Raw genomic sequence first — 19,545 nt, forward strand, 5'->3', positions numbered from 1 at the left:
GTCCATGTCCCGCGGCGAGATCACCCTGGTCCTGGGAGGGGCCAGAAGCGGCAAGAGCCGGTATGCCCAGGAGCTTGTGTCCGAAATGGAGACAGACCACCCCGGAGCGGTGGTCTACGTCGCTACCGCCGGAATACTGGACGAGGAAATGGCCCATCGGGTGGCTCTCCATCGGGCCGATCGTCCCAGCCGGTGGACGACGCTGGAGGCCCAGGATCATGTCGCTGAGAGACTTCGGGAGCTTGAACCTCGAAGCTTGGTCCTTCTGGACTGCCTCACCATGATGATCTCAAACTCCATGCTGAGCCGGTCGGTGGACTGGGAAAAACTCTCCCGGACCGACAGAAAGATCGAGGAGAAGGCCGTCTTGGCTGAGGTGGATCGACTCGTGGGGACCATTCAAGAACGAGCGCTGAGGGCGGTTGTAGTGTCTAACCAGGTGGGGCAGGGTATCGTTCCAATCTCGGCCCTGGGACGGGCGTTTCGGGATATCTCTGGATGGGCCAACCAGCATCTTGCCCGAGATGCCCATAGAGTGTACCTGCTCACAGCCGGAATACCTCAGCTCATCAAGGGAGGACGGTGATGGACCGTTTTTTTCTGATCCTGTCCTACATGACCTGTCTCCCCGTTCCGCTGAAGCGGATCATGACCGAGGAGGACCTGGGGCACGGAACCCGATGGTTTCCCGTGGCCGGTGCCGTGATCGGAGCCGGGCTTTGTCTCGTCGTTATACTGGCGGAGTCTCTTTGGACACCAGTTGTGGCGGGAATCGCGGCGGTTTCCTTCTGGGCGTTTATCACTCGGGGGCTTCATCTGGACGGTGTTGCCGACATCTTTGATGCCTTGGGGGGCGGTGCAACCAGGGATCGAGCACTGGAAATCCTCAAGGACAGCCGGATCGGGGCCTTTGGGGCCATAGCCCTGTTCTGCCTTTTAGGGATCAAATGGGCCGTGATTGTGTCCTTGAATCGGGAAGCTCTGGCGTGGCTTTTTGTCGCCCCCATCGTCGCTCGCTGGTCCGTGGTTTTGGCGATTTTTTGGTTCCCTCCGGCCCGGCCTGACGGCATGGGACGGCGATTCACCGCTGCCTGTGGTCGTCTTGAGGTGCTTGTGGCTTCAACTCTCGCCGCCGCCTTTGTCTTTCCCCTTATGGGCTTAAACGGCCTTATCCCCTTTGGGGTATCGGCCCTCGGGATGGCTCTTGTGGGGTGGCGGCTGAACGCCGTTCTGGGAGGGCTCACGGGTGACTGCTATGGATGTATTGGCGAGTTGGTTGAGGTGGCGGTTCTTCTCGTGGGGATCGCTATATGATCGCTCAAAAACAAATGTGGGACGTCTGGGAGAGGGGGCGCTCAGAAATTTAACGGCTATGGGTGAAAGTGCTTGATCACGATCCCTCGTATCTTGGAAAAGGGGATCTTCCCTATTTGTTCTGAGCTGATCCCTGATGGGTTGATACTCTCTGCCCACAAAACCCCGGTGGGCCTGTGGACGCGGACAATTCTCTTGAGGATCGTTCCGTATGAAGAGCTTTCAAAGACGCCTATGCGGTTTTTCTGCAACAGGAAGAAGCAAAAAGGGTATTTCAGTATCATCACGTAGTCTTGAGACGAGATAGAGGGGGACATGCTGTCCCCCTCTATCTTTATCAGCTCTATCATTACACCTTTCGATACACGATATCCAGCCCGGGAGCGTACGGAGCTTTTGCGACAACGGTCTCCTCTCCCTTTATCTTCCAGAAGATCTCTGCAAAACGATTGAGCTCCGCCACAAGCTTGAGAGCACTGTCTCTATCTACTTTCTGTCTGCATGTGGAGCCCAGCATCATGATGGAGTGGGTGAGCTCGTGGAGCTCAGGGAACTTCTCAATATGAGCAGGCTTGATAAAGTCTCCCCATATGATGCGAATCTCGTGCTTCGCTTTCTCAGCATGTTCCTCTTTTATGGCAATGTAGCGAGACATAGAATTAGCGTGCTGGGCGGTCCCTTTGTTTTCGTCGTTTTCATGCTCCAGAAGCAGGTCCGTCATACGGACGACAGTTAAAGCGGCGATTTGCGCTGTGATAGGGTCGTAGATACCACAGGGGATATCGCAATGTGCCTTGGCGGTGGAGAAGGGGAAACGGCTATCTAAAGCCTTGATAAGATTATACACAATAACATCTCCTTTTTATTTTAAATAAAATCTTTATAAAATAATATAGCATATTTTCTCCTCAAAAACAAGAAGTATGCTCGAAGTTGTTACGTAACATAAATAGGATAGCATGGTAACTTCCATTCCTGGGTCCAAGTAGAGAGGCTTTTTCTACCTGTATGCCGAAAAAAACCGAGGTAGACGACAAAGATGTGTATGAGCGGTACACTATGAAGACGAAGCAGAAATTCAGTCTTTACCACCGTAGAGTGTGCTCTGGTCGGAGATATGGCTAGGGGAAGCAGGCTGACGGGGAACACGGTGAGCACAGCTATAGGTTTCATAAACGAACAGATAGTGCCGCTATCGTCGATCATCTGCTCGGAATTTGTCGTCTATGCCAAGCTTTTGTTAGCGGTTACAACCTGGACTGGACCATAGTCTTTTCTCTGATAATTTTGCTCTCTAATTAGCAAGAAACTTTGTGCTATGTGTTCAATGGTTGTGAGGGATTGATGAGACTTGTCAATGATACAACTCTGGTCTCAAAAGCAAAATACGGGGGATAGTGTAGTGCCGTTAGACGTGGTGACTTATCGAAGTGTTGCCTCTATCGAAAGAGAAATACACCGACTGATCGGGAGGGGAGATCGGCCTGTGGCTTTTATCGTGCCGGGATCGGCCGATCGGGAGTGGCTTAAGGACATGCTGGTTGATCAATCTGCCATGGGATTTGAACCCTTTCGGATCTGGCGGTGGGACGATCTGTATCGGGAGATGTGCGCCGCTGTCGGATGTTCCGGGCTGGTCCAGATCGATCCGCCTGACCACTGGTTGGCTTTGTCGGCTCTGACCGGGAAAGTGGTACGAGATGAGGGTGACCGCCTTCCTCCAGGAGTAAGGCAAGCGGGGTTTATCCATACTCTGGGGGTGATAGTTCGAGAGCTTATCCGTGAGGAGGTTCTACCGGAGGCTCTCACGGATTGGCGAGACGGGGATGACGTTCGGGGGCTCGATGATCCTGTCGAGCTTCTGGCTCACCTGTACCGTGGGTATCGGGATTTGCTCGCGGAACGAGGGCTTATGGACAGCGCTGGGGTCTCAAGCGAGATCACTGCCTTGCTGAAAGGCCACAGCCAAGCTGCTCGGTGGCTGAGATCCCGCCTGACGGTTCTCGTCGGTTTCTACAGTTTTACCCACTCTCAGCTCGCTATGGTCCGAGCCATGGTGGGCTGTGGCGTCGAGGTCGTTCTTTTCTCCCCCGAGGCTGGGATGGACCGGGAGTACGGTGCTCCGGCACAGCTTGAGGGTGCCATGATGCGCCGTCTGACCGACGGAGTTCCTGGAGCTTTCCGATTTGTGGGTGGCGATGGTCGTCATGAACTGGAGACCGTGGTTCGGAACCTGGTTTTGTGGTCCAACAGTATGGGGCCCTTGGTCGATTTGGGCGTCTTTCCGGGATGGGCAAATCTGGGGATGGTCGTCCAGAGACCATCTGTGGATCTTGCTGTGGAGGTGCTGGCTCGATATGGTGTGCCTTTTCACCGGTCTCAGGGCCGATCAGTGATCGAGACTGCCCTGTGGACCACGGTACGCCGTATCTGGGAGTGCCACCGGGACGGATGGCAGCCCGAGCCCACGGCCGAGCTTTTGTGTTTGCCATGGATCGCTCCGGGAGGGGACGAGCGAGCCTTTGTCATGGCCTCGCCCAGAGGACTCAAGGCCTGGCGCCGATGCCTGAAGGATGATCCAGTATGCCTGAATGCTCTGGAATCTCTGGTGGCCTTTGCTGAGACCCTGTCCAGGGGTGGAACGGCCCGGGAACTGCTGGAGGCTTTAGAACGGCTCGTGAACGGAGATTTAAAATGGCAGCATACTCTGTCTTGTCAGGTTTCGGAACGTCCCGATCTGGACAGGGTTGTTCTGGAGATGGGCTCCGCCATTCGGGAGCTGGAGAGGAAACTGGTTCGTATCGTTCAGGTCCAGGCCGATCTGGGCGAAGCCGGTTCCGTGAGGCTTCAGGGAAGCGATGTCATGGCTTTTCTGTCCGCCTGGGCTGAAAGTGCCGTGGTCTGGCCCGAGCCCCGTCGTCGGGGGGCTCTCAGCCTCTATGGGGGTACCCCTCCGGTATTGGCTCATCACCCCGTATGGGTTTTCTGTCAGGTTACGGCCCGCTCCTGGCCTGGGGCACTGACTGAATCGCCGCTTTTGGGAGAGAGAGAGAAGGAACTGCTCCACGAGACTAATCTTCGGGGAGGTGAGCTGGATCATACTCACCTGCCTCTTTTGTCGGAACGGCGGGCCCAGCGAGAGGTCCTCTTCCGCCGCCTTTTGGCCTGCGGTGACCAAGCCGTGATCGTCTCCCGGCCGTCGGTGGATGCTTTTGGGCGTCCCCTTGCCGAGAGTGTCTTTCTCCATAGGGCCCTGGAGGACCGGTGGATCGTAAATAAAGGTGTCCAGGATCGTTCTTCCGGTCAGGTGCTCCCTCGGTGGACCGAGCCAGCGGTCTGCCCGGCGGAGATTCAGGAGCCGCCTGCGGGAATGGTCCGCCGGCGGCCGGATCGCATCATTCCCCAGACTCCTTTCAGGGCTGTCGTCGGAACCCTGCGCTTGAGCTCTCTGGACGAGTTTGGAGCCTGTCCCTTTCGATATCGCTGTTCTCAGGTATGGGGCCTTCGAGAGCCTGATCGTCCGGGATATAACCCGCTTCTGGCAGGAACGGCGCTCCATCGACTGTGGGAGGAGCTGTGGACCGCCTATCTTGCATGTCCGGGGGACGGTCTTGTTCAAAGGGTTCCCGAGCTGTGGGAGGTCGTCCTGGAGAGGTCGTACAGGAGTCTGCTGAAGGCCCCTGATCTGTCTCGTAGGCGAGATGCTCTGCTGGCTGACGTTATCGAGACCGTGCGTTTTGTGGAGGGACTTGAGGACAACGGACTTCGGGAACACCGAGTGGCGTCTTTTTGCGAAATGGCCCTGCCCGATCTGGTGATCGACGGCGTGACCTGTGCCGGGGTGGCTGACCGGGTGGACCTCATGGATGACGGTTCGGTGCTCCTGTGGGATTATAAGCTGAGATCCGCGACGGGGTATGGGCGATCCATGCAGCTGGCGGCCTACGGGCTTTCCCTGAACCTCGGTCGGGATCGGCTTCCCTTCTCGTTTTCCCGCGTTGGGGGGTATGGTTTTATCGGGCATCGTGACCACACGGTGGTGGGGGCCGCCCAGGGAGATCTGAAGTCCCTCGTTGGCCTGTCGCCCAAGAGCCGAGTTGATCCGGTTGAGCGAATCAACTCGGCCCGGGAGCTCGTTGAGGCCGCTGTTCGGGCCATGAACTCCGGTCTGTTTCCCCCCAACTACGACAACGATGGAACCTGTCGAGGATGTCCCTACGTGGGGTTGTGCAGGCGATCGGAGCTCCACGGCGGAAAAGAGGATGAGGAGGATGACGGCCATGACCGTTCATGACGGGGACCTGGCGGCGCTCAGGGAGATTCTCGAATCTGTGACCCTGCCGGCCCAGAGGAAGGCCGTCGTAGCTCAGGATCCATTGGTCGTGGTTGGGGCCGGGGCGGGGACGGGAAAGACCTGGACCCTCGCCTGGCGGTTTGTCTGGGCCGTTATTACGGGTCGTGCCAGGGTCCAGGAGATCCTTACCCTCACATTCACCGAGAAGGCTGCCACCGAGATGCAGGGGCGGATTCGCTCTCTCATGGAGTCTCTGTTGGGAATGACAGAACTGCCCCGGTCGATTGTCCCCCTTCTGAAAGACGGCCTGGAGCACCTGGACGAAGGGTATATCTCGACAATCCACGCTTTTGCCTCCCGAGTTATAGGGGAGTCCGGCCTCTCTCTGGACATGGATCCGGCCAGCCGGGTGGCCTCGTCCCCCGAGGAGGACATTTTCTGGGAACGGATGACCGACGTTTTAGACCGATTGGACTTCTTCTGGATTGGACAGATGCTGGCTGGCGACGAGAGAGCTTGGGCTCTGGACCTGATGAATCGACCGACCGTAGCCGATCTCTTGGGTGGATACAGTCCCAAGGCTGTGACCGAGTTCGCTCGAGGGCTTATGGGACTCTGCTCCAGTAGGGGAGAGGGACCCCATGACCTGGTGGAGTGGGCCGAGAATCTGGATGAACGCCACGAGGCCATCACCGCCGCCGTGCTCTCGACTGCCATTCAGGGATGGAGGGAGCTTCACGAGTTGTGGCTTGGCTCTGGGGGGATTTTGAGCGGTCTGACCCTGGATGGTACTCAGTTTGCTGGGAGACTGGCTCTTCTGCAAGATCGCTGGAGCGGCGACCTTGCAGAGGATCAATACGTGTCTTGTATCCAGGAACTTCGGGAGGCTATCAAAGGAGCGAGGGGCAAGCTGGCCGATGTCGTGGGGTGCCTGCTTCCCGAGGGGACGGTCAAGGCTCACCGGGAAAGGCTCCTGAAGCAGGCGTTTTTGGAGCGGCTGGCGACGGACGGCTGGTCTCCCGTCGAGATGGAGTCAACAGGGCTTCTCCTTGGCCTGACGGCCCTGTGTTGGTTTTGCTGGGAGAGACGCAAAGCTGACCGAAATCTTATGGCGTTCGACGATATGATTCTCCGGGCCGGGGAGGCGTTGGCGGCAAATCGGGACTACGTCCGTCGGTTCAAAGAGGTTTTGGTGGACGAGTTCCAGGACACTAACGGCCTTCAGGATCGGCTTATCCGATCGATTACCTCAGATGGTCAGGCGAAAGTGTTCCTGGTGGGGGACCTGAAGCAGTCTATCTATCGATTTCGCCACGCCGATCTCTCTCTGTTCGGTCGGTACATCGAAAGGGCGAAGAACGGGGAGGGGCGATATATCTCCCTGGACGTGAGCTTCAGGATGGCCGATGGGCTTCTTGAGGAGATCAACCGCCTGTTCGGTTCTATCTGGCGGCGAGGGTTGGGAGCCTCGCTGCCCCATGGGTACGAGCCTTTGAGGGCCCCAAAGGAGCAAACGTGGTACGGTGAACGACAGAACGTGACGGTTCCCGCCTGGGAGAGCGTTTTGTACGTTCCTTCTCAGGAGGAGGGGACGACGGCCGAGGAAAAGAGGCTTCGGGCTGCTTCGTTGCTGGCTGCTCGTCTGAGTGCCATGGTCGGGCTCCTTACCGTCTGGGACAAGGCCCGGGGTGAGATTCGCCCCGTTCAATGGGGGGATATTGCCGTTCTGGTACGAAGCCGAACCACGTTTCCCTCGATTCAAAAGGTCCTGGGCGAGTTCTGGGGGATCCCCCTTCACATGGAGAAGAACACCGGATACTACGCCAGGACCGAGGTGCGGGACTGTGTTGCCCTTCTGCGCTCCTTGGCCGACCCTGGGGATCATCTGGCCCTGGCTGGGTTTCTGTGCTCACCCTTCTCGGGAATTCCACTGCCTCAAGCCTTGGGTTTGCTGGAGGATTCGAGAAATTCCGATCTTCCCGATCTCCTGGCTCGTCGGTATCCCGATGTGGCGTGTTCTCTCGAGCGATGGCGGCGGACTGGACGCATTCTGGGCGCCTCCAGGGTGATGGAAGGCCTGATCTCTCAGGCTCCCCTTCTGGAGGGGATCGCCGAGTGGAAGCGCTCTGGAGTGGCCGCTAACCTCCGAAGGACCGTGGACATGCTGCGGGAATACGAGGCGTCCATGGGAGGAACCCTCTCCGGTGCCTCGTCGTGGCTGGGCGATGCTCTGAGACGACGAGCCAAGGGGGATGAGGCGGAGGCGGTAAGTGACGATAACGTGGTTCGGGTGATGACGGTCCACGCTGCCAAAGGACTTGAGTTCCCCGTCGTTGTCCTGGCTGGGTGCGACTCCGTGAGCCGCAATCGAGGCAGGACCGTTCAGCCCTCGGCCTATCTGGGAGCTGCCTTATCCAGGGATATGAGAGGAGAAGAGACCCTGGGTCGTCAGGTTCACGGCTTTCTGGAAGAACGGGCGGAGATGGAGGAGGCTCAGCGTCTCTTCTACGTTGCCTGCACCAGGGCACGGGACTGCCTCATACTAAATGGTGTCGACGACCCCGTCGAGGGATCCTGGTTATCCATGGTTGAGGAGCTGAATCGACCTCCAGCGGCAGAAATACCGGGGGGAGTGGGCCCTTGTAGGGACCGTCCTTCTCTTCCTGATCAAGGGCCGATTGTCGGGATGCCCGTAGCTGCCCGTGGGTTGGATCGGATCAGCGCAACGTCCTGGTCCCTCTATCGCTACTGTCCTTACGGATGGCGGCTTCGATTCCGTCAGGGAATTGAACTTGTCTGGGAACAGCCCGACGGCGACGGTGATGGAGGTCCCGACATGGGGAGCCTGGCACACTGGCTTTTGGCCCGGTGGGATTTTTCGGACGATGGTCTGGAGAGACTCATGGCCCTGAACCGATCTGCTCTGCCTTCGGAGCTTCAGCCCCTCTGGGGCGATGGAGCCAGCCGAAACGTGGTTCGAGACTGGTTGAGAGCCCTCACGACCAGTCGGGAGGGACAGGAGCTTCGTCCACTTTGGGAGAGTCGCTCTCTTAAAAGGGAGGTCCCCTTCCGGGTGAGCCTTCCAGGCGGTCCTCTGCTGGTGGGAGCCGTGGACGTCATGTGGCTGACCGATGGTGGCTGGGTCGTTCGAGATTACAAGAGTACCGCCGAGGGAGGAGCTCCCGAGGGGTTATACGAGGACCAGCTGCGTTTTTACGGTCTGGCCGTGTGGCTGGCCTCCGGACGGAATGTTGCCTCCATGGCTCTTTGGCATCTCAGGAACAAGTGTCGTCTGGATGTCGTGACCCTGGGTCCCTACAGGAGTTGGGATCATCTGTCCGAGACCGTGACTGTCGATGCTCTTGCTGCGGCCTCCGGTCCTTGGGAGCCTCGACTTGATCGGTGTGATCGGTGTCCCTTCGCCGGACAGTGTGATCGGGGGAGGAGATAGGACGATGGAAGGCCGCTATCTCTCTGGTGTATTTGGTATCGAATAAAAATAATTGCCTGTCTGTTTTTGAGGCGTAAGATGTTTTAGGTGTAAGGGGGTGGTGTTCATAGTTGACGTGTTGAAAAAATACTGGGGAAAGGCTGATGGTTTTTCATGGCATTCTCTGGTAGCTCATTCTTTAGATGTTGCGATGGTCGGGAAACGGTGGCTGGAACTGAGTTCATCCATGAGTCGGTGTGTGCTCTGCGGTTCTCAGGAGGCTGTTGAGTGGATTCTCTATTTTCTCTATCTTCACGATCTGGGCAAGGCTGATCTCCGTTTTCAGCTCAAAAGGAAGGATCTCATGAATCACATCTGGTCATACGACGAAATGATCGGTGTAGAAAAAGTCGTCCAAGATGGGCCATACTCTCACGGAGCTGCTGGTCTTCGTCTGTTCGATAATGATCGAAAGATGGGAGATTTTGCCGATTCCCTTCATTCCTGGATGAAGGCTGTTTGTGCTCATCATGGTGCTATGCCGGAGGAAAGGGTTCGGGTTGCACGGTATGGCACTCCTGAATGGGAGGAGCGTGATTGTTGTGCTCGTTCCCAGATGATAACCTTGGGGAAGGATCTCTTTTTAGACGGTATCTCTTCGGATTTTCCTCCTGAAAAAGAGCCACCAGATACCCTGTATGGCTTTTGTTCCGTCTGTGATTGGATTGGCTCCAATAGCCTGTGGTTCCCCCATGATCATGACAACCTGGACGAGCCGTCAGTCGGCGGTATTGAGAACTATATGGGGGACCGACTAAACAGAGCAGAGTATGCTTTGAGAGAATGTGGTTTGATCAGTATGAAATCAGGCATCCACGGTATGGCCGGACTGTATCATGATTGGACTCCAAGAGGGATCCAGACGTTTCAGGTATCGCCGCCAGAGGCATCGGCTCCTTTATTAGCCGTTATGGAAGCTCCGACCGGTTCAGGTAAGACTGAGGCCGCTTTGAGTTTGGCTTCTCAGTGGTTGGCTGAGGATCGAGCCGATTCAATTATTTTTGCTCTCCCAACTCAGGCCACGGCCAACGCGATGTTCGATCGGCTTCAACGTGTAGCGACACGCCTTTTTCCAGAGTCTCCAAACGTGATTTTGGCGCATGGGAGATCACGTTTTAATCGTGGTTTCCAGGGCCTTGTTGATCGAGGAGCGAACAGACGCTCATCAGACGATGGTTTGGCTCAGTGTTCTCGATGGCTGGCTTCCGGTAAAAAAAAGGCGCTGCTCGGACAGGTGGGAATTTGCACGTTGGATCAGGTTCTCTTGAGCGTGCTCCCCGTGAGGCATGGATTTGTTCGCTCTTTGGGTATCGCCCGAAGTGTGCTGATCGTTGATGAAGTTCATGCGTACGACAGCTACATGAACGGCCTTATGGACGAGGTCTTGAGCGCTCAGAGAAAGGCTGGGGGGTGCGTCATTTTGCTCTCGGCTACTTTACAGTCCCAGAGGTTACAAAGCCTGATCCGTCTTTGGAACGGCGGAGACGTGCACTTTTCTGCTTCGGCACCCTACCCGCTGGTGACATTTGCCCAGTCGACTTCCACGTATTACCTTGAGCCCGATGACCGACCTCCCAAAAAGACTGTGCGGGTTGAAACCGTCTCGTCTGCTGATGCTCTACCCGATCAAGCTATTCTCGAACGTATCTGTCAGGAAGCTAAAGGCGGCAAGGTCGTGGCCGTGATATGCAATGTAGTTGATCATGCCCAAAAAATATGGGGCCAAATTAAGAGGATGGTTCCAGAGTCCGTTTTGCTTGACATCTTTCATGCTCGATATGCTTTTGAGGATCGTGCATCTATCGAATCCCATGTTATGCGGCGGTATGGCCCTGAACGAGAGGCTGCTCAGGGGGCTATCCTAGTGGCTACGCAAGTTGTCGAGCAGAGCCTGGATCTGGACTTTGATCTTATGATTACCCAGCTATCTCCTGTAGATCTTCTCTTTCAGCGTATTGGCCGGCTCCATCGCCACGAGAAACTGCACCAGGGAGACGAGCTTCCCTCGGTTATCGTTCTCGCTCCTGAAGGTGATGAGTTTGGTCTCCACGGGGTGGTATATAAAAACGATGCATTGCTGTGGCGGACGAGAGCTTTGTTGCAAAATGTTTCGTCTATCACGTTTCCCGATGCGTACAGAACGTGGATTGAGGCCGTGTACGGTGATGGTCTTAGCGGAGAGCCAAAAGATATTACCCGGGAACATGAAGAATGGCAGCTTGATCAGGAGGGACGTTCGTTGGCAGCTCACGGAATCGCACAATCGGCGGTGGACCTGTCCGATACCGATCCAAGGGTTGCTTTGATGACCAGAGATGGAGAGATGGCTGTCACTGTCCTGCCCTATGATGGGAAGACCGATACTCTGTTGGATAAAGAGAGAACTCCACTGGCAAGCGTAGCCGAAAATCCCTCCTCTTTTGAAGTCGTGCACCTTCAGACGATATCAGTCCCGTCTGGGTGGGGGAAACTTTTGAACGGTCTTAAGAAAGAAGAGGGGATTTTCTTCTTACCTGTGGTTTACGGCGAAGAAGGGTGGAGTGTCGATAGCCCTATGAGCTTACGCTACACGGCTGAGGCCGGTCTTGAAAGGGTGTGAGTGCAGTTATGAATTTGTTGAGAGATCGATGGATCCCCGTCACCGATGGTGTAGACGTCTCTCAAATTTCCCTTGAGGAACTTCTTTGCACCGATCGAAGCTACAGGGTTTCTCACCGAAGGGACGATATGGAGATGGCGGCGCTGCAGCTTGTTATCTGTCTGACTCAGACAATCTTGACTCCAAAAGACGACGATGAGTTGATCGAACGTTTGATGACCCCTATGGAGAAAAATGTGTATCGTCTGGCCGCCGACGAAAAGGCGGACTGGTTTGACCTGGAGCACGAGCGAACTCCCTTTATGCAGGACAGAAGAGTTCTGGACTACATGAAAGGTAAAAATAAGAGCCTGGATGACGAGAAGACTGGCATCGCAAAACTCTTTCCCGGCCTTCCTGAAGGTAAGGGGTCTGGGTGTCTCTTCAACGGGACGGACGACATTCGATGCCTGTGTCCTTCCTGTGTCGCTTTGGCTCTCTTTAACCAGGCGACGGGAGCACCCTCTTTTGGGGGTGGCTTTAAAGACCCGCTGAGAAAAGCTACCCCTATAACGACGCTGGTGTACGATAACGATATAAGACGGATGATATGGAAGAACGTCCTACCAGAAGACTTTATTTCAAAACGCTTCCCTGATCCTTCGAAGAGTTCAAACATCCCAAACTGGGTGGAACAAGTTCAGGAGAAGGCTAGGATCTATACAGCCCAGATCGGTTTTATTCGTGGCTTGTTCTGGCAACCTGCCAGCGTTTTTGTCGAGTGGTCGGATGGGGTGAATCGATGTGATGGATGTGGCTGTACTTCGGAGCGTATGGCTTTGTCGTTTTGGAAGAGAAAATTCACGTATGATTTGGATGGAGATACATGGCCCCATCCCCATGGCGCAAGGCGCCTGAACAACAAAGGAGAGTTTGTCTCCGTTACATTTAGTGGAACAATTCCTTTATGGGCTCGTTTCTCCGATATTTTCCGTCTGGACAGTGAGGATCATCAGCCTGCGTTTGTTCTGGAACACTACAGAGATATTGTCCCGGGGAAAAGGCTGACGCTCAGCGTAGGCGGCTACTCCAATAAACAGGCCTCAATCCTTGAGAGACACCACCACACAATATCCGTTGGAGCTGGATGGCCCGATCATATCGACGATATCGATGCCCGTGTGGCTATGGGGCTTGAGTACGGTGATGTCTTGGAGAAAAAAGCATTTGGCTTCGGTAAGAATATCTCTGGAGAGGGCGGAGGACTCAAGCAACAGGCCAGGATGGCGTTTTTTCAGAGAACAGAGGCGCTTATGCATGCAGCGTTGCAGAGAACTGAGTGGGATCAGGAGGTCGAATTTCGCCGTGATGTAGCACAAAAGTTGAAAATGATCTGTGAAGACGTCATGGAGGAGATCGCTCGCCCCTATACAAACAGCCCTCAAGGTATAAGGGCGTATGTCACCGCCAAAAGGACATTGCGTGCGACTTTGGATAAACTAGGTGCTTCTTTCGTGCCAAACTGAGAAAAAGAACGAGAAAGGAGGACGTTAATTTGAATAGAGCGCATGATTTTGCAGCTATAAAACTCGATTTTGAGACTTTTTCTCCGGGAGAAAAGGCCGACATTCGTCGAACAGCGCTTCCCGAAGATCTCCGGGTTCGAGGGGCCTTCTACCGTCTTTTGCCAGAGGGGGAGCGTCCGACGCCTCAGTGGCAGAGGGTGATCTTTTTCCTCCCCTGGGCGGAACACGATCCCGATGCGCCACCTTTAGGAGCTCAACTTGCGACTTCGGAGAAGAGTATCTCCGAAATTCGTATTTTTCAGCTTTTGCGTTCTGAAAATCCCCAAGATCTTCTGCATCTTAGGCGGCTATTACAACACATAAAAACGACTCTTGATTGGGGAGCTTTCGGTGAACGACTCTGGTTTTGGGGAGAATCTGTCAAGAGCCGTATCGTTGAGGAGTATTTTAGTTTTTCTCGCAGCAAAAAATAAATCGTCATATTGAAGGAGGCCTTTTTGATGGAAAACAGGTATCTGAACCTTCACGTACTCATCTCTCACAGCCCGTCGTGTCTCAACAGAGACGACATGAACATGCAAAAGTCGGCCCGGTTTGGCGGAGTTCGTCGAGTGCGCGTCTCCAGCCAGTGTCTGAAACGAGCCATTCGGAAAAGTGATCGGTATGGGGAGTTGATGGGAGAGTCGTCCACGAGGACACGATCGGACGAGGCTCTTCTTAAGCACTTGCGCAATCTCTTGCGGTTTGAAAGTTTCTCTGATGATGAGCTTAATTTGGTGATCAAAAGGTCGGGCATGCAAAATAATGTTGTGACACCGTGGATGATGGATGAAATAGAGACAATCGTTAAGGCGATTCACTCTGTCTGCCTTGAAAAGGGGATCACCGCAGTGGATTTGGGAGAGGTGGTCGAGAAGGCCTCTGCAAAGGAAAAAACAGGCAACAAAGCCTTGGATATCGCTATGGACAAAGCTGTTGAAGAGGTGCGCAAAACAGGAATCTCCTGTGCCGATATCGCTCTTGCCGGGAGAATGTGTGCATCGGGGATTTTGCCGTCAATTGAAGGAGCTCTGTCCCTTTCTCATTCTATTACGACCCATGCCATGGAAGCCGAGATCGACTGGTTTACAGCTATGGATGATCTGACTCAGGAGACAGAGGAGACGGGAGCAGGCCATTTGAATACTCAGGAATTTGGTTCAGGTGTGTTTTACCGATACGCTTCCATCAATCTGGAGCAGTTGAGCCAGAATTTGGGAGGTGACATGGAACGAACTCTCAGGATCGCCGGGGATTTTGCCGAGCTTTTAGCGACAGTGGTCCCTACCGGGAAACAGAGAAGCTTTGCCTCATATGTCTTGGCTGATCTGGTCTTTGCTGTTCGGTCAAATATGCCGATAGCTCTTCACAATGCTTTTGAAAAACCTGTTTCAGGAAAGAAAATAGAGGGGCTTATGGGGCCATCGATCAAAGCTTTGGGGCAGTATTGGAATTTGATTTACAGTGGATATGGCCTTAAAGATCGGTCTGCGGTATTTTCTCTGAGAGAAGAGACCGATCTTCGGGAGCGAGTAGATACTTTACAAGACTTGCTGGCCTGGATAAAGAAGTAACTCATCATGTCTCGATATCTGATCGTTCGCCTCCAGGGGCTTTTTCAGGCTTGGGGGAGGCACACGTTTGAGACCTATCGTCCCACAGAAGTCTTTCCCACACGATCCGGGATCACCGGTCTTCTGGGAGCGTGCCTGGGACTGAAGCGAACAGACTTCGAAGCTCTGCGTGCGTTGGATCTTTCCTATTCCTATGGCGTCAGGGTTGACGGTGAGCGAGAGGTTTTTATCGGGATATCCGATGATGGTACGCCCCAAAAGGAATGGAGGGGCTATACGTTGAGCAAACTCAATGACTTCCATACCGCTCAAAACGTCCGAACCGTCGGTGGCAGCAATCCCAAAGAAACAGAGATCACCCATCGTGAGTACCTGGAGGATCTCTGTTGTACCGTGGCGATTGCGCAGAGGGCTGAAAATGAGTATGGGCTGGATCGACTACGGGAAGCTCTTCAAAACCCGTGCTTTACTCCTTTTCTTGGTCGTCGCAGCTGCCCCTTGGCTCGCCCTCTCTTAGAGGATGATATTGATGCGGCCTCTCTGAATCACGCTCTTTTGTTGATCCCCCCAGGTTTTGGAACGATTTACAGCGAAGAACCCATGAGAGACGATTCTGTCATGATGCGGGTTCGGGATGTCCCTGTTTTCGGACGGTATCGGCAGTTCGAGACGCGGTATGTGTATGTCTCCAACGTTACGAAAGAGGAGGCTCACCATGTATCTCAGTGAATGGCGCATCCCATGGTCCTGGGACAAAAACCTGTATGAGCTTCATCGGATTCTGTGGAAGGCCTTCCCCGGTCGCCCAGCAGAGCAACGCTCCTTTGTCTTTCGATGGGAGCGACGTCAGCGGGCACTTTCGGTGATGATGCTTTCAACCGTTGCTCCCGAGATGTTTCAGGGAATGACCTGTGTTCGTTCGTCGTCTTTTGTACCGAACCTTTCACAGGGAACCTACGGTTTTATCCTGAGGGCTAATCCGATCAAGCGTCTCTCAAAAGCTCGAAACAGGGTTCCTCTGGTGGGTGAAGAGGCTTTAAAGGGATGGCTGTTGCGTAAAACTGAGAACGCCTGTCAAATGAAGGATATCCGTATTCAAGGGCGGGATACGGTCTATTTCAGGAAGGGAGCTGTCCCCGGCAAACTCGTTACGGTCGACTATGAAGGCGTCTTTCATCTGAAAGACAAAGCTGCCCTGTTAAAGTTGATGACCCATGGCATAGGGCCAGCCAAAGCCTTTGGTTGCGGCATGTTTTTAATTAGACGGGTTTGAGCCGTGACCTTTGTTTCACCTCTTCCCAAGCTGTCGCCGATTCCCATAAAAGATCGTGCGAGTATGGCTTTCGTGGAACGTGGCCTTGTGGATGTCAGGGACGGAACGTTCGTTGTCGTGGATGAACGTGGTCTCAGAACCCACATCCCTGTGGGGGGAGTCTGTTGTATCATGCTTGAACCGGGAGCACGGATATCTCACGCTGCGGTGGTGCTTGCCGCCAGAGTTGGAACGTTGTTGCTCTGGATTGGAGAGGCAGGAGTACGGTTATATGCTGCAGGTCAGCCTGGGGGTGCTCGATCTGATCGTCTCTTATACCAAGCCTCTTTGGCGTTGGATCCTGTTGCCCGGCTTCGAGTTGTTCGAAAGATGTACGAGCTTCGCTTTGGCGCTTCGTGCAATCCTAACCATTCAGTTGAACAACTTAGAGGCGTTGAAGGTGCGAGAGTGAAGGCCTTGTACGGGCAGTTGGCAAAAAAATGCGGAGTTCACTGGACTGGAAGACGCTACGATCCCAAAAATGCTTCAGCTGCTGATACGACTAATCGATGTCTCAGCTCTGCTACAGCGTGTCTTTACGGTGTTTCTGAGGCTGCGATACTGGCAGCAGGGTATTCTCCCGCCATAGGTTTTATCCATACGGGTAAACCCAGATCGTTTGTATTCGATTTGGCCGATGTGTTTAAATTTGAAACTGTGATTCCCGTGGCTTTCCGAATTGCAGGAGAGCGGCCTGATGATCCCGAAGGAAAGGTCAGACGAGCTTGTCGTGATGTTTTTCGACAGACAAAACTTTTGAAGAGGCTCGTTCCCGCTATCGACGAGATGTTGTCTGCAGGCGGTCTCTCAATGCCAGAGGCTCCTGAGGATGCTTTGGGGCCGGCTTTTAAGGAGGAGAAGGGGCTTGGCGACGTTGGTCATCGTGGTTGAAAATGCTCCTGATCGACTTCGGGGACGTTTGGGGGTGTGGCTTCTGGAAATTCGGACTGGTGTATACGTAGGGCAATACTCAAGGCGAATACGAGAATACATATGGGGAAACATTGTTCGCGGTATAGGCAGGGGCAATGCTGTATTGGCTTGGAGTGCTCCAACGGAGAGTGGTTTTGAGTTCCTCTCGATAGGAGAAAACAGGCGAGAGCCTGTCGACTGTGATGGACTTTTGCTGAGTAGATACAGCCCGGAAAGAAACTCATTTTCAAGTCTTTAGCGAACGAAAAAGTGTGTTCCCCACACACGTGGGGATGAACCGAGCTCTTAAATCTGCTAAATCACACATAGTCTGTGTTCCCCACACACGTGGGGATGAACCGCTACACCCCCATCAGCAGCGTCAGAATAATAGGTGTTCCCCACACACGTGGGGATGAACCGCAGGATGAGTACGACGGGTTGACGGCGAAGCTGTGTTCCCCACACACGTGGGGATGAACCGCGAGACTTCAAGGCGCAAATGTCCGGCAAATGGTGTTCCCCACACACGTGGGGATGAACCGAAACAAAGACAGGTGGTTACGTGTTCGATCTGGTGTTCCCCACACACGTGGGGATGAACCGCCGAAACGCCATGTCGGCCCCCTGATGAGCCGGTGTTCCCCACGAACGTGGGGGTGAACCGTTTCCTGCGATATCGCAGATACTCTTTCAAAACCTCTCGGCTCTTATCTACCAGAGGGACATTTCTGACGTTCCCCGTCTTGCCTTCAGAGACCCGGATGTCGCTTTCGATCCTGATTCGCCCCCCCCTCCCCATCAGGACATCTCCCACACACAAAGAGAGGATGTCCCCTATTTGCAAAGCTAAGTTGATACCGAAAACGAACAAGGCGTGATCTCTGAGACACGCCTCTTTGCTGGCCCTTGGTGAACGGCCTAGAATCGCTCGTTTGACCCTGTTAATCTGACGATGCCCACGGAAGGGACTCATGTTTTTCAAATCGACACCCCTTTCTTGCGAAACAGTTCTTGACAAATATAATTTACACGTGTTATTCTTGTAATAGAAAGAAGAGGCGGGGCTTTTATAGCCTCGCATGCGGAAAGGAGATACGCATGAATAGACCGGAGAAATACCGTTATCCCGCGATATTGGGGTATGATGCTCCCACGAAAAAGTATTACGTCCTCTGGCCGGACCTCCCCGGATGCACCACAACCGGCAGCGACGAAGACGAAGCACTTGAGAACGCCAGAGAAGCCATGTCTCTGCATTTATGGGGCATGGAAGATGACGGAGATGATATTCCCTCTCCTACTCCAATCCAGAGTCTTGATCTCAGTGAATACGAAGAGGAAGGGGGAACCTTTGTCGTTATACTGGTTGAGGTATGGATGCCTTCTTTCCGGGAACGTATGGAGACGAAGGCTGTCAACAGGACAGTAACCCTCCCCGGATGGATGGATCGAGAGGCAAAACAAGCTTCTTTGAACTATTCGCAGATTTTACAGGACGGCATAATGACCCGGCTCAAAGTCAGTCGAGCCGTTGTGAGACAAAAAGAGAAGAACCTGGAGATGTCTTTAAAATAACCCTGACAACTCAACCCCTCGAGTAGTCGAGGGGCTAACTTGCAGGAGTGGTATGGAGAGTGGTGGCAGGATAGTCAGGGGAACCAGACCACGCTATCATCGTACCCCACAATTCGGAAACATCAACAACGTTATAGGGCACGCTTACGACGTGGGATCTCTCGAGTGTTCCCCACGAATGTGGGGATGAACCGCTACAGTAGGGCGTCGGATAGAGGAAATCGCAAAAGAAAAAAGGGGGGGTTGCGATGATTGGCCCCACTCCTGCGTGCTTTCGCTGCAAAAGGTTTTCTGGTGAAGAACGGTTCGACACAGAAAACCGTAGAACGTTTTACTTTTGTGAGGCGTTTCCAGATGGGGAAGGCATTCCCGAGATAGTCTGGTGTGCAGGAGACAGGCATACGAGGCCCATCGAGGGAGATGGAGGTCTGCGGTTTATCCCCAAGGACGACAAGTAAAGGGGGCAGTCGTTGAGATCCTCAGGGGGGTGGAGTAGATGAGCGACAGCGTGGCTCAAGCGAGAAAGGCTATCCGTAGGTACAACGCAAGGTTCCCTGACGGTTTCCCCTCGTTCCCGCTGATGATCTCCAGTAGTCCCAAGGAGATCATCGCCATCGTTGAGGAATGCCTGGAGAAAGGGAAGGACGTTGAGGAACTGGGCTACTACACCCCTCCCGATATTGATGATTTTGACTAGCGACCTCCGTACCACACTGAAGACGACACCTTGAAGGTGCCGTCTTTTTTATTGTCCGAAAAAACTTGATGCCGTTCCACTCCCTGAGAGTGGGGCGGTTTTTTTGTAGGTTGACACACACAGAGAGGAGATGAGTGCCAGAACTGACGCTGACAACGGCTCAGGAGGTCACCCTGATGGGGGAGCTGTGGTACAACGCTCTGCCCATGGGGAGGTTCCACGATCCACGGT

General features: G+C 54.1%; 17 protein-coding genes and 1 CRISPR repeat array. Of the genes, 15 read left to right on the forward strand and 2 right to left on the reverse strand.

The features are described from left to right. Positions 1-4 precede the first annotated feature (4 nt). On the forward strand, positions 5-586 hold the full coding sequence (locus tag CSA35_07935; GenBank protein PIE54085.1) for a bifunctional adenosylcobinamide kinase/adenosylcobinamide-phosphate guanylyltransferase: 582 nt from the start codon (positions 5-7) through the stop codon (positions 584-586). Beyond that, positions 586-1,314, forward strand: coding sequence for an adenosylcobinamide-GDP ribazoletransferase (gene cobS / locus CSA35_07940; GenBank protein ID PIE54086.1), 729 nt, complete (start codon positions 586-588; stop codon positions 1,312-1,314). Before CSA35_07935 ends, cobS begins: the two co-directional genes overlap by 1 nt. Positions 1,315-1,370: 56 nt before the next feature. On the opposite strand, the gene CSA35_07945 is transcribed toward cobS, so the two are convergent. Further along, the gene (locus CSA35_07945) at positions 1,371-1,631 is read right to left on the reverse strand and encodes a hypothetical protein (GenBank protein ID PIE54087.1); all 261 of its coding nucleotides are present in this window, start codon (positions 1,629-1,631) and stop codon (positions 1,371-1,373) included. Positions 1,632-1,663: 32 nt separating this feature from the next. After that, entirely contained in the window at positions 1,664-2,164 is a 501-nt protein-coding gene (sodN, locus tag CSA35_07950) for a superoxide dismutase, Ni (protein ID PIE54088.1), read from the reverse strand. Positions 2,165-2,671: 507 nt separating this feature from the next. On the opposite strand from sodN, the gene CSA35_07955 reads away from it, so the two are divergent. The 13 genes from CSA35_07955 (at position 2,672) to CSA35_08015 (ending at position 19,314) form a co-directional block, all read left to right on the forward strand. After that, complete coding sequence (locus tag CSA35_07955) at positions 2,672-5,608, forward strand: hypothetical protein (protein PIE54089.1); 2,937 nt, start codon at positions 2,672-2,674, stop codon at positions 5,606-5,608. Further along, positions 5,508-9,059, forward strand: coding sequence for a hypothetical protein (locus CSA35_07960; GenBank protein PIE54090.1), 3,552 nt, complete (start codon positions 5,508-5,510; stop codon positions 9,057-9,059). The genes CSA35_07955 and CSA35_07960 overlap by 101 nt, the downstream gene beginning before the upstream one ends. A 97-nt stretch (positions 9,060-9,156) precedes the next feature. After that, positions 9,157-11,697, forward strand: coding sequence for a hypothetical protein (locus tag CSA35_07965; GenBank protein PIE54091.1), 2,541 nt, complete (start codon positions 9,157-9,159; stop codon positions 11,695-11,697). A gap of 8 nt (positions 11,698-11,705) precedes the next feature. Then, positions 11,706-13,202, forward strand: coding sequence for a type I-E CRISPR-associated protein Cse1/CasA (casA, locus tag CSA35_07970; GenBank protein ID PIE54092.1), 1,497 nt, complete (start codon positions 11,706-11,708; stop codon positions 13,200-13,202). Next, on the forward strand, positions 13,199-13,675 hold the full coding sequence (gene casB / locus CSA35_07975; GenBank protein ID PIE54093.1) for a type I-E CRISPR-associated protein Cse2/CasB: 477 nt from the start codon (positions 13,199-13,201) through the stop codon (positions 13,673-13,675). The genes casA and casB overlap by 4 nt, the downstream gene beginning before the upstream one ends. Positions 13,676-13,702: 27 nt before the next feature. Continuing rightward, the gene (cas7e, locus tag CSA35_07980) at positions 13,703-14,815 is read left to right on the forward strand and encodes a type I-E CRISPR-associated protein Cas7/Cse4/CasC (protein PIE54094.1); all 1,113 of its coding nucleotides are present in this window, start codon (positions 13,703-13,705) and stop codon (positions 14,813-14,815) included. A 6-nt stretch (positions 14,816-14,821) separates the two neighbouring features. Continuing rightward, positions 14,822-15,544, forward strand: coding sequence for a type I-E CRISPR-associated protein Cas5/CasD (gene cas5e, locus CSA35_07985; GenBank protein PIE54095.1), 723 nt, complete (start codon positions 14,822-14,824; stop codon positions 15,542-15,544). Further along, complete coding sequence (cas6e, locus tag CSA35_07990; protein PIE54096.1) at positions 15,450-16,088, forward strand: type I-E CRISPR-associated protein Cas6/Cse3/CasE; 639 nt, start codon at positions 15,450-15,452, stop codon at positions 16,086-16,088. Before cas5e ends, cas6e begins: the two co-directional genes overlap by 95 nt. A 63-nt stretch (positions 16,089-16,151) precedes the next feature. Further along, positions 16,152-17,018 (forward strand): subtype I-E CRISPR-associated endonuclease Cas1, encoded by an 867-nt coding sequence (locus CSA35_07995; protein ID PIE54097.1) that lies wholly within the window; start codon positions 16,152-16,154, stop codon positions 17,016-17,018. Next, positions 16,957-17,298 (forward strand): type I-E CRISPR-associated endoribonuclease Cas2, encoded by a 342-nt coding sequence (locus CSA35_08000; GenBank protein ID PIE54098.1) that lies wholly within the window; start codon positions 16,957-16,959, stop codon positions 17,296-17,298. Before CSA35_07995 ends, CSA35_08000 begins: the two co-directional genes overlap by 62 nt. A gap of 13 nt (positions 17,299-17,311) precedes the next feature. Continuing rightward, a CRISPR array of direct repeats spans positions 17,312-17,706; the repeat unit is 29 nt; unit sequence GTGTTCCCCACACACGTGGGGATGAACCG. A 434-nt stretch (positions 17,707-18,140) separates the two neighbouring features. Continuing rightward, positions 18,141-18,617: a pilus assembly protein HicB gene (locus CSA35_08005; protein ID PIE54099.1), complete on the forward strand. Its 477-nt coding sequence runs from the start codon at positions 18,141-18,143 to the stop codon at positions 18,615-18,617. Positions 18,618-18,865: 248 nt separating this feature from the next. Further along, positions 18,866-19,075 (forward strand): hypothetical protein, encoded by a 210-nt coding sequence (locus tag CSA35_08010; protein ID PIE54100.1) that lies wholly within the window; start codon positions 18,866-18,868, stop codon positions 19,073-19,075. Positions 19,076-19,113: 38 nt separating this feature from the next. Further along, complete coding sequence (locus tag CSA35_08015; GenBank protein ID PIE54101.1) at positions 19,114-19,314, forward strand: hypothetical protein; 201 nt, start codon at positions 19,114-19,116, stop codon at positions 19,312-19,314. The last annotated feature ends 231 nt before the right edge of the window (positions 19,315-19,545 follow it).

The organism is Dethiosulfovibrio peptidovorans, from assembly GCA_002748665.1.
Lineage (GTDB): Bacteria > Synergistota > Synergistia > Synergistales > Dethiosulfovibrionaceae > Dethiosulfovibrio > Dethiosulfovibrio peptidovorans_A.

Excerpts from the sequence above, each read along its gene's own strand:
- CSA35_08000 (PIE54098.1), top strand. The coding sequence starts at position 16,957 with ATGCTTTGGGGCCGGCTTTTAAGGAGGAGAAGGGGCTTGGCGACGTTG.
- casA (PIE54092.1), top strand. The coding sequence starts at position 11,706 with ATGAATTTGTTGAGAGATCGATGGATCCCCGTCACCGATGGTGTAGAC.
- CSA35_07935 (PIE54085.1), top strand. The coding sequence starts at position 5 with ATGTCCCGCGGCGAGATCACCCTGGTCCTGGGAGGGGCCAGAAGCGGC.
- cas7e (PIE54094.1), top strand. The coding sequence starts at position 13,703 with ATGGAAAACAGGTATCTGAACCTTCACGTACTCATCTCTCACAGCCCG.
- CSA35_08005 (PIE54099.1), top strand. The coding sequence starts at position 18,141 with ATGAATAGACCGGAGAAATACCGTTATCCCGCGATATTGGGGTATGAT.
- CSA35_07995 (PIE54097.1), top strand. The coding sequence starts at position 16,152 with ATGGCTTTCGTGGAACGTGGCCTTGTGGATGTCAGGGACGGAACGTTC.
- CSA35_07945 (PIE54087.1), bottom strand. The coding sequence starts at position 1,631 with ATGTCCCCCTCTATCTCGTCTCAAGACTACGTGATGATACTGAAATAC.
- cobS (PIE54086.1), top strand. The coding sequence starts at position 586 with ATGGACCGTTTTTTTCTGATCCTGTCCTACATGACCTGTCTCCCCGTT.
- cas5e (PIE54095.1), top strand. The coding sequence starts at position 14,822 with ATGTCTCGATATCTGATCGTTCGCCTCCAGGGGCTTTTTCAGGCTTGG.
- CSA35_07960 (PIE54090.1), top strand. The coding sequence starts at position 5,508 with ATGGAACCTGTCGAGGATGTCCCTACGTGGGGTTGTGCAGGCGATCGG.
- CSA35_07955 (PIE54089.1), top strand. The coding sequence starts at position 2,672 with ATGATACAACTCTGGTCTCAAAAGCAAAATACGGGGGATAGTGTAGTG.
- CSA35_08010 (PIE54100.1), top strand. The coding sequence starts at position 18,866 with ATGATTGGCCCCACTCCTGCGTGCTTTCGCTGCAAAAGGTTTTCTGGT.
- cas6e (PIE54096.1), top strand. The coding sequence starts at position 15,450 with ATGTCCCTGTTTTCGGACGGTATCGGCAGTTCGAGACGCGGTATGTGT.
- CSA35_08015 (PIE54101.1), top strand. The coding sequence starts at position 19,114 with ATGAGCGACAGCGTGGCTCAAGCGAGAAAGGCTATCCGTAGGTACAAC.